The organism is Massilia sp. CT11-137, from assembly GCF_047302885.1.
Lineage (GTDB): Bacteria > Pseudomonadota > Gammaproteobacteria > Burkholderiales > Burkholderiaceae_D > Telluria > Telluria orientalis.
The window spans coordinates 2,077,650-2,090,123 of record NZ_JBKYMP010000002.1 but is presented as its reverse complement, the minus strand read 5'-3'; the positions used below and the strand labels follow the sequence as shown (position 1 = coordinate 2,090,123).

10 protein-coding genes are annotated in these 12,474 nt (G+C 60.2%); 3 read left to right on the top strand and 7 right to left on the bottom strand.

Going from position 1 to position 12,474, the window contains the following annotated elements:
• Window positions 1–18: 18 nt before the first annotated feature.
• Both wecB and ACEN98_RS26190 read left to right on the top strand, forming a co-directional pair.
• Window positions 19–1,128: a non-hydrolyzing UDP-N-acetylglucosamine 2-epimerase gene (gene wecB, locus ACEN98_RS26195; RefSeq protein ID WP_413387787.1), complete on the top strand. Its 1,110-nt coding sequence runs from the start codon at window positions 19–21 to the stop codon at window positions 1,126–1,128.
• 50 nt (window positions 1,129–1,178) lie between these two features.
• A complete protein-coding gene (locus tag ACEN98_RS26190; protein ID WP_413387786.1) occupies window positions 1,179–2,339 on the top strand; it encodes a right-handed parallel beta-helix repeat-containing protein in 1,161 nt (386 codons plus the stop codon).
• Here the strand turns inward: ACEN98_RS26190 and ACEN98_RS26185 are convergent.
• From ACEN98_RS26185 to ACEN98_RS26170, 4 genes are read right to left on the bottom strand one after another with little or no spacing between them, the layout of a single operon-like run.
• The gene (locus ACEN98_RS26185; protein ID WP_413387785.1) at window positions 2,336–3,010 is read right to left on the bottom strand and encodes a membrane-associated phospholipid phosphatase; all 675 of its coding nucleotides are present in this window, start codon (window positions 3,008–3,010) and stop codon (window positions 2,336–2,338) included. The genes ACEN98_RS26190 and ACEN98_RS26185 overlap by 4 nt on opposite strands.
• The gene (locus ACEN98_RS26180; protein ID WP_413387784.1) at window positions 3,007–4,200 is read right to left on the bottom strand and encodes a DegT/DnrJ/EryC1/StrS family aminotransferase; all 1,194 of its coding nucleotides are present in this window, start codon (window positions 4,198–4,200) and stop codon (window positions 3,007–3,009) included. Before ACEN98_RS26180 ends, ACEN98_RS26185 begins: the two co-directional genes overlap by 4 nt.
• A gap of 4 nt (window positions 4,201–4,204) precedes the next feature.
• Window positions 4,205–4,801: a sugar transferase gene (locus ACEN98_RS26175; RefSeq protein WP_413387783.1), complete on the bottom strand. Its 597-nt coding sequence runs from the start codon at window positions 4,799–4,801 to the stop codon at window positions 4,205–4,207.
• 41 nt (window positions 4,802–4,842) lie between these two features.
• On the bottom strand, window positions 4,843–6,075 hold the full coding sequence (locus ACEN98_RS26170; protein WP_413387782.1) for a glycosyltransferase family 4 protein: 1,233 nt from the start codon (window positions 6,073–6,075) through the stop codon (window positions 4,843–4,845).
• 275 nt (window positions 6,076–6,350) lie between these two features.
• Here ACEN98_RS26170 and ACEN98_RS26165 point away from each other — a divergent pair, with 275 nt between their 5' ends.
• Complete coding sequence (locus tag ACEN98_RS26165) at window positions 6,351–7,550, top strand: acyltransferase family protein (protein WP_413387781.1); 1,200 nt, start codon at window positions 6,351–6,353, stop codon at window positions 7,548–7,550.
• A 27-nt stretch (window positions 7,551–7,577) separates the two neighbouring features.
• On the opposite strand, the gene ACEN98_RS26160 is transcribed toward ACEN98_RS26165, so the two are convergent.
• The 3 genes from ACEN98_RS26160 to ACEN98_RS26150 are packed head-to-tail and all read right to left on the bottom strand — an operon-like array spanning window position 7,578 to window position 12,469.
• Window positions 7,578–8,840: a glycosyltransferase gene (locus tag ACEN98_RS26160; protein ID WP_413387780.1), complete on the bottom strand. Its 1,263-nt coding sequence runs from the start codon at window positions 8,838–8,840 to the stop codon at window positions 7,578–7,580.
• Window positions 8,841–10,184, bottom strand: coding sequence for a lipopolysaccharide biosynthesis protein (locus tag ACEN98_RS26155; RefSeq protein WP_413387778.1), 1,344 nt, complete (start codon window positions 10,182–10,184; stop codon window positions 8,841–8,843).
• A 2-nt stretch (window positions 10,185–10,186) separates the two neighbouring features.
• Window positions 10,187–12,469 (bottom strand): polysaccharide biosynthesis tyrosine autokinase, encoded by a 2,283-nt coding sequence (locus ACEN98_RS26150; RefSeq protein ID WP_413387777.1) that lies wholly within the window; start codon window positions 12,467–12,469, stop codon window positions 10,187–10,189.
• Window positions 12,470–12,474 lie beyond the last annotated feature (5 nt).

The following is a 12,474-nucleotide window of genomic DNA, read 5'->3' as shown; positions in this document are numbered from 1 at the left end:
GGTAAGCAAAGAAAGCCCATGAATACAAAGAAAATCGTCACAGTGATCGGCGCTCGCCCCCAATTCATCAAGGCGAGTGCGGTCTCGGCCGTCCTTGCCGAATCCGGCCAACTTCGCGAGACCGTCGTACACACCGGCCAGCACTTCGACGCCAACATGTCGGATGTATTTTTTGCCGATCTGGGCATGAAGCCGCCCGCTTATCAGTGCGGGATCCACGGCGGCACCCATGGCGACATGACTGGACGTATGTTGATCGACATTGAAAATATATTGCTGCTGGAGACGCCCGATGCCGTCCTGGTATATGGCGATACCAATTCCACACTTGCAGCATCATTGGCGGCGGTCAAGCTCCATATGCCGGTCGCGCACGTCGAAGCAGGTCTGCGCTCATTCAACATGAGATCGCCGGAAGAGGTCAACCGTATCCTTACGGACCGGGTATCGCGCTGGCTCTTCACGCCGAACCATAAGGCGGGCGTCCATTTACTGAACGAAGGCGCCAGTGCCGATCGTATTCATCAGGTCGGCGACGTCATGCTCGATGTCGCGCTTCGGCATGGCGCACGGGTCACGCCCGACGGGGGTGTACTGGGGCGGCTGCGGGAAGAGCACGGTATCCGGGCAGGCGAGTATTGCCTGGCCACCATACACCGGGCAGAGAACACCGACGATCCCGTCAGGCTGACAACGATAGTCGACGCCCTTTCACGTTTCGCCAGCGATATCAACGTGGTACTGCCCCTGCACCCCCGTACGCGCAGCACGCTCGCGAAACAGGGCAAATTGAAGGCCTTGCAAAACGCGGTGATCGTGCTTGATCCACTGGGCTATCTGCCGATGGTGCAGCTGGAGAAATACGCTGCGATCATCGCTACCGATTCCGGTGGCGTCCAAAAGGAAGCCTTCTTCTATGGTGTTCCCTGCGTGACCTTACGGGATGAGACCGAGTGGACGGAGTTGGTGGACGCTGGATGGAACCGGCTGGCGCCACCAGTCGATGTCGCTTCCGTGCTGCATGCCCTGCAAGCCAGCCTTGGACTTACCGGTCAAGACATTACCCCTTATGGCGTGGGCGACGCGGCGGCGCGGATCGTAAAACGTCTATCGGACGAGCTTGCCTGAACCACCGACGCCGTACCAGCGCGCCGTCGGCGGACACCACGGAGGTACGCATGAGAGAGTCAATACCCTACGAAAAGCCACGCCATGTGCCGAACCGCCACGAAGCCCGGGCCGGCGGCGACGTGCAGCTTCAAGTGGCTGCGCGCGTGGTTTCAATCATCAGCCTGGCTGCCCTGCTCGCCTCCTGTGCCGACACCAGACAGCTGTATGTGGCCCCCCATGGTGCCGACTCGAACCCTGGAACGAAAGACGCGCCCTTCCTGACGATCGGACGAGCAGATGCCGCCGCCGCTCCCGGCTACACGATCCATGTGGCGCCCGGCGAGTACAGGGTCTATGCGCCACGCGCGGACAGCGCAGGCATCAGCACGCTGCGCAGCGGTACCTCCTCCGCTCGGCTCAAATTCGTATCAGACGTCAAATGGGGCGCAAAAATCATTGTGGTGGGAACCGGAATCGCCTGGCATTCAAAAGGCAGCCATGTCGATATCGAAGGTTTCGACATCAGCGGCACCGGGCGGCACGGCATACTAGCAGACGGCACGAATCTCACGATCGCGAATAACTTCATTCACGAGCTGACGGTCAGCGGCGGATGCACCGGTAATGGCGGCGCCGCGATCGATACCAACGGTGGTGACGGCAAGGTATTGATCAAAGGGAACGTGGTCAGGAATATTGGCCAATCGATGATTGGCAAGTGCAACACGGTGCAGGGGATCTACATCGCCAACCCGAAGAATACGGTCGTCGACAACATCGTGTCCGGTGTTGCGCTGGCAGGCATTCAACAGTGGCATGGCGCCACGGATTCAACCATTGTGCACAACACAGTCTTCGGCTGCAAAATCGGCATACTCATCGGCGGCGGAGACGCCGGCACCTTGCCGAACGGTTCAGAAAACAATTACGTCGCAAACAATATCGTCTACAACAACATGACCTACGGCATTATCGAAGCCGGCAAGGTCGGCGCGAACAACCGCTATGTCGATAACCTGGTGTATTTGAGCGGAACCAGTGTGCGCGCGGCCGGCCACATCAGCGGCACCATCTCAGCTGATCCCGAATTCGTGAATTATCAGGCTGACGGCACTGGCGATTATCGTTTGCGGAAAAGCTCGCCAGCCATCCGCAAATACGCCACCGCTTCTTCCCACGAAACGCGAGCAGAGCTCGGGGCATACAGTATTGGGGCTGCCGGACATTAACCGGGACTGTGCAAGCCCACTTTCGACGCACCTTGCAATGCTCGCGGCTGCCGAGCGGCACATGTGTCCACCCCGCCGGTCCATCGATAAGGCTGTTCACGCCCGGAGAAATAGAGCGCGACGTCGACCAGCCGGTGGTTGATCGTGGAGGGCTTCAAACTGCAGATAAAAAAGAAAGCAAGCAAGCTCATCGCCACGGTCTGGCGATTTGCACCGGGCGCCGGCAGTGTCGCCGACAGACGTACAAACACACGGCCGGCAGCGACGCCGAGCACCAGGCTCGCAAGAACCTCCGAAGCCGTGTGGAACCTGAAAAGAATGAGCAGTGCGCCGAGACCAATGCTGAACGCCACACCGGCCGCGAATCCGCGTTCGCGCCAGCGGTCAGGGGCGCCCTGCAGAAGGACGAACAACAGAACGGGCAGTACTGCCGCGGTCCGCCACGCGTGACCGCTGAGCGCCTTGAAACCAAGCGAAGGCACATGCAGTCCCCACCCGAGGAAGGCAATCTTGGACAGGGCCACCAACCCCAGGCCTGCGGCAAAGATCAGGCACCAGCATGACGCCAGCTTCCACGCCCGGCCGCAGATGAGCCAGACAGCGATCGCACCCGCCGTTGGCACCATCACCGCCGTATGGCCAATATCGATGACATGCATCCACGCCATCATGGACTCGTCGGCAATGCTGCGCCTTCCGCCACGGTCATGACTTCCCGGATGACCCGGCAAGTCTTCTGCATATCCTGCTCGCTCAGCGACGGGTGTACGAGGAACATCAGGCTTGTCTCGCCCAACGCCTTCGCGACCGGCAACCGGTACGTCGGGCGATAGCCTGTGTTATCGAAGGCCTTCTCCAGATAGAGTTCGGAACACGTGCCTTGAACGCACGGGACACCTCTTGCAGAGATTTCCTCGATGATCCGGTCACGCGTCCAGCCGCCTGCCAGTTTCTCGGGCTCCACGAACACGTAGAACTTGTAGAAGGCGTGCTGCACGTCAGCCGGCACGACGGGTACCCGCAATGCCGCAAATTCCCGGCATGTAGCAGCGATCCTCGATGCATTCGCCTGCCGCCGGGTCGTCCACATGGGCATGTGCTGGAGCTGGATACGCCCGATAACGGCCTGGATTTCCAACATCCGCCAATTGGTACCAAAGGACTCGTGTACCCACCGGTAGCCGGGGGGGTGCTGACGTTCGTACATGGCCTCCCACGACTTGCCATGATCCTTGTACGACCACATGGTGGTCCACCATTGGCGGGAATTGGTGGTCACCATGCCGCCCTCCCCGCCCGTGGTCATGATCTTGTCCTGGCAGAACGACCAGGCACCGATGTGGCCGATGCCTCCCACCATCCGGCCCTTGTAGCGCGCGCCGTGGGCCTGGGCACAATCCTCGATCACGAAGATGCCGCGTTCCTCGGCAAGCTCCATGATAGCGTCCATGTCACACGGCCAGCCCGCCAGGTGCACGCAGATGATGGCCCTGGTACGTGGTGTCAGCACGGCCCGGATGGTCTCGGCCGTAATATTCTGGCTGTCCCGGTCCACATCAGCGAACACAGGAACCGCGCCCGCATTGACGATGCAACTCGCGGACGCCAGGAAGGTCCTTGGCGTCACGATCACTTCGTCGCCCGGCGATATGCGGAGTGCCTTGAGAGCCACGTCCAGCGCGAGCGTACCGTTCGATAGCGCGACGGCGTACCGGGTTCCGACCCAAGCCGCAAATTCCTTTTCGAACTCCCGGCATTCCGTGCCCGTCCAATAATTGACCTTGTTCGACAGGATGACATTCTTGACAGCGGTTGCTTCCTCGAGTGAGAAGCTTGGCCAGGTAGCGCATGAAGTACTCATGACCTTATCCGAAAATGGTATAAAAAATATAGCGCAGATCGCGCAGCAGGGAATAATTATTGAAATACTCCCGGTTTATTTTTACCTTGTCGGGCCAGATGATCCGGTCGTTATACGTCTCTGGATCGTCGATCGACGCCAATATGGCCTCCTCATCCTTGTACTTGATGGATGCCGGACCGGTAATTCCTGGCCGCAATGAGAGAATGATGCGGTCCTCACCCTGCAGACGGTCTGCATACCCAGGCACATCCGGCCTGGGGCCGACAAAGCTCATGCTTCCAGCCAGAACATTAAACAGTTGAGGCAATTCATCGAGTTTATATTTCCTGAGAAAGCGACCGGATTGCGAAATCGAAGCGAGATTTCTTGATGCGATGGGACTGCGCCGGGTGTCGCCCGGATACATGGTCTTGATTTTGCAAACGCGGATGATGCGGCCATGGCGCCCAATGCGCTTTTGTATAAAAAAACCATTGCTTCGGGTTTCAATCGCAGCGACCAACCAACATAAGAGTATGACTGGCGCGAGCAACAGCAATCCCGCAAGCGATGCAACGATATCAAATGCTCTTTTAAATAAAATGTCGGCTTTTGACATTTCATTCACCTCGTCGATCGGCTATACGCATGGCCTGCCTTTCAGGCACTGCAGGCAGCCAGAAAACGTTCGCTCAGGATTGGATAAACATGGTTATCCATGACAAAGCGCTTGCCGCACAGCCCCATGGCTTGACGCTCGCCGGGACTCAAAGCCAGCAGATTCCGGATGCCCTGCGCCGCGACTGCCGGATTTTCCGGTGCGACCGTCAATCCGCAGCCTGCGTCGCCGACCGGATCGTTACCCGCGTCGACGGCATGCAATACCGGGCGGGCAGCCATCATGTAATCCATCAGTTTGTTTGGCGCAATACCGAAACGGTAGAGAGATTGGCGTTGCCAGCCGATATACGCGATGTCGAAGCGTTGAAGCAGGGCCGGAATCTGCTCCTTGGCAACCGGATCGATGAAACGAACGTTTTGCAACTCCTCTGCCTGCGCCCGGCGCTGCAAGCCCGCTTTTTCCGGACCGCCTCCGACCAGCACAAAAACCACTTTGTCGTCGCGCATGAGTGCTGCGGCATCAAGCAAGGTGTGCAGCGAGTTCGATACGCCATGCGTGCCTGCGTAGCCAACCACGAAGTTTCCCGCATCCCTGATAGCGGAAAGTGCCACCTCGACGCTTGCCTGGAGTTCGGCGCCACCTGTCGTCCACTCCCGCGGATCGACGCCATTCGGGACGATGTGCAATCTGTCACGCGTTACCCCGCGGGATTCCACGTAGTCATGCACTTTCGGAAGCATTGATACGACCGTATCCGCATGACGATAGGCATAATCCTCTGCTGCTTGCACCAGCATGATGAAGGGATGCCATTTCGACATCCGCCCGAGTTCCATTGGCGTCAGCGGCCATAAGTCATGTATTTCGAAGACGAGTTTCGCACCGGCCAATTTTGCTATCCGGCGCGCGGGCCAAATGTCCATTGGATAGGTGCTCGACGCAATGACCACATCCGGCTTGAACGATGCCGCAATTCGCTTGCTCTCGAAATACAAATGGCTGACGAAGGATGCCATATTGCGCACCCGTCCAATGCCGTTACCGCAATACTCCGGCGTCTCGAGCCACGTGTATTGAATACCGTCGATGGTTTCATTCAGGCGGTTTTGGCCTGCGAGCCGAGGCTGCCGGCTTCGGATGTGAGATTGGGAAGCTGCAACAATCTGCACATTGTGCCCCATGCGCACCCATTCTCGCGCCAGGTAATACGGCCGATACTCCATGCCATAGTACGGCGAACCCGCATAATGATTGACGTAGAGAATGTGCATCGTTTCGACACCCGGCAATCCAGCACGACGATTGAACAACAGGTGCGATTATCATATTTTTAAGACCGCACAAACTGATTAACATCAATCGTAACCAATCCAAGTATTTACCGAGTTTTTCTTCTATTCCATTGAGCGAACTTAAAAAGTCGGCGCCGAAGTATTTTCTCGTGTTTTGATGTGATTTAGCTTTATGCAGCATCAATAACGCTGGTGCCGGCATCGATATCGTCCGATAGAGAACCGATCGCATAGCTCCCAAAAGGAAATGAATCATGGCAATCAATAAAATGCCTAGGATCACATTCCAGGCACACAGTCAGGCCGGCGACGACTGCTGGCATTCGGTCGTGATTTCGCTGTTGCGCGGGCTTGCGGCTATCGAGGTTGCTGCCGCGCACCTGCGCGCGGATGTGTACCCGAGCTTGCGTACGGTCGTGGATCCATCGATCTGGTTCAAAGGATTCACGTTCGCTACCGGCTTTGCGCACCATGCGGTACTGGTGTTTTTCGTCATCAGCGGCTGGCTGGTGGGGGGCAGCCTGCTGGACAAGATCCGGCAGCCCGATGCGATTGTCGGCTATGGGATCGACCGTGTAACACGTCTGTGGACGGTGCTGGTGCCGACCTTCGTGTTGACACTGCTGTTCGGCTTCGCCACCGGGATCGTGGATGCGCAAGACATCGATTTTCATCCTGCCAACGATTACTCCGCCGTGGTGTTCGGCGCCAACCTGGTCGGCCTGCAAACCATCGCCGTGCCTGCGTTCGGCGGCAACTTCCCGCTCTGGAGCCTCGCCAACGAGACCTGGTATTACATCCTGTTCCCGCTCCTGGTCGTGCTGTTGCGCGCACCTGGCCGCGCCCTGCGCGTAGCGTGCGGTGCCACGCTTCTCGTGCTGGCAGCCCTGTTGCCCGCCGCGATCGTCGGCTACTTCGGCATCTGGTTGCTGGGTGTGGCATTTTCGCGGATCCGGATCGAGTGCAGCACCGGGCAGCGCACGGGCTGGTTGATACTGGTCGCCGCGCTGTGGGCGTATTACCGGCTGACTGGCGACATGAACGCGTTCACCCTTGCCAACCTCCTGCCGGATCTCGGGTGCAGCCTGGTATTCCTGGTGCTTTTGTCGAGCCTGCAATTCAAGGCCGCCGCAACGTCCAGGCTGCGGCCGCGCCTGAGCAGGATCGGCACCTTCTTCGCGGAATTCTCCTTCAGCCTCTATGTTGTGCACGTGCCGCTGATCGGCCTGCTGCAGCATTGGACATTGAAGCGCTGGGGGCTGCGCGAGTTGTCGCCGCACGAGCCGCTGCACTTCGCGATCTATCTGGCCATGCTTGCCACATTGCTTGTGGGTGCCTATTTATCATACCGGCTGTTCGAATCGCACACTTACCAGATTCGGCGGCTGCTCAAGCGCATGCTGCTGCAGCGCACTGCCCGCACGCCCGTCGCACCGACCTTTCGCGCCGATTGAAGCCCGCGGACGGCTCGGCGCGCGCATTCAGGGACGGGACGCGATGTCGACCAGGGATTGGCCAAACTGCGGGTAGTTGTGGGCGGCGCTATATTTTTCCTGCCAATCGGCGCGCGCACGCGTCCGGTAGGCCACAGCCGACGCCCTGTCCCGGAAGCGCGCCAGCGCACTGGCGATGGTCGCGACGTCAGGATCGGCCGGGATCAGGATGCCATTGCTTTCATTGACGATTTCGCTGTTGCCGCCAACGTCGGTTGCCACCATCGGAATGCCGACCGAACTCGCCTCCATGAGACTGACAGGGATCCCTTCGCTCGAACTGACGTTAATGAATACATCAAAGGTTTGCTCCCGGTACAGCTTCATCACGTCTTCCTGCGCAAGATAGCCCGTGAACACGACCTCGGCGCGCATTCCCCCCAGCTTCGACTGTGCGTATGCCTGGAGCTCCTCGAACAGCCCGCCGTCCCCGATATGGGTCCACCGGACACTCAGCGATGGGGCTGCCTCCAGCAGGTGCGCAATCGCATCGACGATGAGATGCAGGCGCTTCTCCTCCACGACGAAGGAACACGAGACGACGGAGAGCGCTTCCTCGTGCGGCTGCGCATTCTCGAACCCGGGGTCATCCACGCCGAGGCGCGCGGTGAAGCACTTGCGTGCCGCCGCAGGATGCTCGCGCGCCACGTAGGCCCGGCCATGGTCGGAAATGCTGAAGACAGCGTCGATCCCGGCCAACACCCCCTGCCGCAAGCCTGCATACCCACCGCTGCGCTTGTCCTCGTACAGGTCGCCGCGATGGGCTCGCGACACCACCTTGAGCGAGGGCTGGTACACATTCCGGAAACGGATCGCGCCAGCGATTTCCGGGAACATCCAGTAAAAATAAACGATGTCGATTTTCTTGTTCGCGTACTGAACCTGCTCGACGAGAAAGCGCTCGAACAGGCGGGCGCGGTACAGGGCGCGCGCCAATTCCTTTACGTTCTCCCAGCGGTGCGCGCCGCGCATGACACGCCGCGCATCGTCGAGCCACGCGTAGCGCCACAGTCCTCCCAAGAATGAACTGACCAGCATGAAGCGTCGCTGCATGCCCCAACGCGCATTCGCGTAGTCGAGGTTGACCGGTAGCGAGGTCGGGCGCGGCGCGGCGTCCCGCGAGTAGAAACCCGGCACGAGTTCGACATGCACGAAACACTGGGCAAGATATTCCAGCTCGGCCTTGATGAAGGCTTCATTCCGGCCGTAAGGGTAAGATGTGGTCACCACCAGTATGCGTTCCTGTTTCATTCACTCGTCTCCATCGACAAAGGTCTCGACATCGGTGCGCGCGCCACTCGCCTCCGCCCGCTTCGCGGCCATGATCTTCCTGTACATGACCACGGTATAAAGGGCAGTGATCGAGAACGCGACCGTCGACGCGAGTGCCGCGCCGCTCGTTCCCATGACTGGAATGGCGAGGACGCCGCAGATGGCATTGATCACCAGGCACAAGATAGCGCCTTGGATATTCACTCTTTGAAATCCCATCCCGGCAAGGGCATTCGAGATGATGCTCATATAGCTCCAGGTGACGATCCCGGGCAGCAGAATGATGAACGGTGCGACACTGCCCCGGAAATCCTTGCCGAATGCGAGCGGGATCGCGAATGACGAGATGGCGGCAGCGGCCAGCGCGCCGGCTAACGTCACCTGCACGACCAGTCTCGCAACTTTCGTCACCATGGCTTCCAGCGCCTCCGGAGACCTGCTGTTGGCGGCCGACTCCGGGTACACGATCGACGACGCGGCGCCCGAGAACAGCCACAGCATCTCCGCCAGCTGTACCGCCAATGCGTAGAATCCAGTCGCGGTGGCGCCCAACATGAAGCTGACGAGATACAACGCGAGCCTGTAGTTAAGAAAGGTGATGACATTGCTGACGTGAGCGCGCAGCCCGAACGCAACCGCAGCGCGCAACCGGTACTGGCCGGTGGCGCCAGGCGCGATTTTCCCGAGCCGCGCTTCGCTCATCAGCCAGAGCGACAGTTGGCCGATGATGTGGCACGTCACGACGGCCGCCACGCTGACGCTGCCGGTCAGCCCCAATAAGGCAACCGCGGCGAAAAAAATGAACGGGTGGATCAACAGCGTTCTGTTGTAGGTGTGATAGTCACGCTGGCCCCGGATCATCGACGATGACCATCCTGCCAGCAGCAGCAGCGGGAACAGGAGACTGGCATACAAGGCCAGGCCTTTGTGTATGCCGGGAAGGTAACGGGCGATTCGTTGCTCGCTGCCGGCCGCCAGTACCAGCGCGACGACCACCCATAGCAGGGCTGCAAGAAACCAGTTCGCGGCGCGCATCTGCCGCGGATTGCCGGAACCGGAGCTCAGGTGGTACACGTGGCTCGCACCCATGCCGAGGTTGAGAAATGCGTACAGCGCCTGGGGCAGCAGCATCGCCGTGGCCAGCACCCCGTTACCCGCCGGCCCGAGCAACCGCGCGGTGATGCACATCCCGGCAAAGTACAGGGAACCTGACAGGATCTGGCGGGCGACAGTCGCACCTATGGTGGCAGACAGGTTCAAGTGCGAATCCGGGGATCGCCCCAATGAGAACGCTGCAAACAGGCTTCGCATCATGGTCTTCATCGCTAGGCCGAGTAGCCCAGCTGCGCCGCCTCGTCGATGTACTGCGTACGACCGGCGCCAATTCGCAAGGCCATGTCGTTGAACAGCACCCCGCGCGGCGAAAGGCCTGCATGATTCAGGCGCTTGATCGATTCCGTGATCTCGGCGTCGGTCGTGACGCGCGCGCGCGCGAGGAGGAATATGGCACCGGCGTGATTGCCGATGATGAGGGCGTCGGAGGCCAGCAGGACTGGCGGCGTGTCGATCAGCACCAGGTCGTAGTTGGCGCCGGCGGCTTCGAGTAACGTGCTGAAATTCACGTGCAGCAAAAAGTCCGAGCGGTTCGGCGGCAACGGGCCCGTCGGGATGAAGTCGAGATTCTCGAAGACCTCGTGGTGCACGACGTCTTCGATCCGCATCGATCCATTGATGGCCTTGGACAATCCCTGGTCGCGGCTGACGCCGAAGTAGCGGTGCAGGTGGCCGCTGCGGAAGTCCGCATCGATCAGCAACACCCGCTTGCCGCTGGCCGCCATCACGGCTGCGAAGTTCGTCAGCACGAAGGACCTGCCGAGGCCGTGGGTCGGCCCGGCGAACATGACGATGTTGTTCCTGAAGTGGGGCATCGCGAACTGCAGGGCAGCCCGGAAGCTGCGCAGGCTTTCCACGGCGGCGTCCCCGGGAATGACACGGGCCAGCAGAGGCATGGGCTCCATGCCGCCCCGCGCCTTGTGCATCAGCTTGTCCTGGTTGCTGCTGTGCGGGATCGTGGCATAGACCACACGGGCATGCAGCAAGCGCTCGATCTTCTGCGGATCGTCGATGCCGCCCTTCATCGCATTGCGTGCAAACGCGACCATGGTGCCGAGCAAGAGCCCCGTGACCACCGCGAGCGCGACGATCAAGGGACGGTTCGGCTTGAGCGGCTTTTCGGGCGGCACCGGCTCATCGACCATGCGCACGTTGCTCACCCGGCCCACCGAAATCAGTCGCAACTGCTGGGCCGTGTTCGACAGTGCCGTGTACAGGTCCGTGCTGACCTTGATGTCCCGGGTCAGTCGCGCTTCTTCCTGCTCCAGTGCCGGCAAGGCCTTGATGCGCGCGTTGACTTCATCGATTTCCGCCTGGGCTTCCTTGCGCTGGCGATTGATGGTCGCGATGATCGGATGGTCTTCCGTGAAGCGTCCCAGCAATTCGGTTTTTTTCTGGATCAGGTCGAGGCTGCGGGTGCGCGTCGCTGCCGCCTGCGCGAGCATTTCCTTGGCCTCTTCCTGCAGGTCCACGGTGCCGTGGGTGTTGCGGAATTGGTTGTAACGGTCTTCGGCCTGCTCGAGCTGGCGCTTGAGGATCGGCAGTTGCTGGTTCAGGAAGGCCAGCGACTTTTCCGCTTCCTCGGTCTTGCGCGCCAGATTCTGGCGCATGTACTCGCGCCCGATCTCGCGCAGGACCGCGTAGGTGCGCTGGGCATTCTCGCCCTGCAGCTTGACCTCGATCACGCCGGACTGCTTGCCCTGTTCCGAGATCACGAGGGCGCTCTGGATCGCCTGGATCATGGCCACCCTCGAGATGCGGCGCAGGCGGAAACGCGCGCCGGCCTTCGCCTGGATCCGATCGACCTTCAGCTCGATGGTCCCCTCCGGCGTCGGTACGCGGTAGCGCTGGCCGACGATGCCGTCGAAAACGGTGCGCTGCCCGCCGCCGGAAAAACGGAAGCGCCCGCTCCCCAATGACGTCAGTGCGAACTCGCGGCCCAGCCAGGCCTCGGGTACCTCGAAAAGCGAAACTTCGGCCCTTTCCCCACCCCAGACATAGCCGCCGTAGCCGAACAGTCCCGGTTCGGACAGCGCGCCGCTGTTCTGGTTGGCGAACCAGAATCCGGCGACAGGGAAATACTTCGGCTGCGTGTCGATGTACAGCTGCAGGTTGTCGATTGCGCGCGATACGACCATCCGCGAGCGCAGCAACTCCATCTCGGCGATGGCTGCCTTCTTGGTCTCGAACAGCGACGACGCTTCGCTGAGGATGTTCTTCGTGGCGTTCGGGCTCTCCTCCTCGACGTGTATCAGCAGGTCCGCTTCGAACACCGGCATCGCAAGCAGCGCGTACAGTACGGCTGTCAGCGTGATGAGGGCCGTGATTCCGCCGATCAGCCAGCGGCTGTCATAGAGTGTGTGCAGGTGGCTCTTGAGGTCGAAAGGCGGGTCGTCTGCCCCACCCGCTGTCGCGCGCGGATCGAAAGGGACACTGATGATAGGCGGCGTATGGACCACAGGTGTCAGGGAATGCGACTCGCCGAGGGTGCTCATGGTCA

What these genes read in the sequence shown, in the direction of transcription:
- wecB (WP_413387787.1), top strand. Translation starts at nt 19, where the DNA reads ATGAATACAAAGAAAATCGTCACAGTGATCGGCGCTCGCCCCCAATTC.
- ACEN98_RS26190 (WP_413387786.1), top strand. Translation starts at nt 1,179, where the DNA reads ATGAGAGAGTCAATACCCTACGAAAAGCCACGCCATGTGCCGAACCGC.
- ACEN98_RS26185 (WP_413387785.1), bottom strand. Translation starts at nt 3,010, where the DNA reads ATGATGGCGTGGATGCATGTCATCGATATTGGCCATACGGCGGTGATG.
- ACEN98_RS26180 (WP_413387784.1), bottom strand. Translation starts at nt 4,200, where the DNA reads ATGAGTACTTCATGCGCTACCTGGCCAAGCTTCTCACTCGAGGAAGCA.
- ACEN98_RS26175 (WP_413387783.1), bottom strand. Translation starts at nt 4,801, where the DNA reads ATGTCAAAAGCCGACATTTTATTTAAAAGAGCATTTGATATCGTTGCA.
- ACEN98_RS26170 (WP_413387782.1), bottom strand. Translation starts at nt 6,075, where the DNA reads ATGCACATTCTCTACGTCAATCATTATGCGGGTTCGCCGTACTATGGC.
- ACEN98_RS26165 (WP_413387781.1), top strand. Translation starts at nt 6,351, where the DNA reads ATGGCAATCAATAAAATGCCTAGGATCACATTCCAGGCACACAGTCAG.
- ACEN98_RS26160 (WP_413387780.1), bottom strand. Translation starts at nt 8,840, where the DNA reads ATGAAACAGGAACGCATACTGGTGGTGACCACATCTTACCCTTACGGC.
- ACEN98_RS26155 (WP_413387778.1), bottom strand. Translation starts at nt 10,184, where the DNA reads ATGAAGACCATGATGCGAAGCCTGTTTGCAGCGTTCTCATTGGGGCGA.
- ACEN98_RS26150 (WP_413387777.1), bottom strand. Translation starts at nt 12,469, where the DNA reads ATGAGCACCCTCGGCGAGTCGCATTCCCTGACACCTGTGGTCCATACG.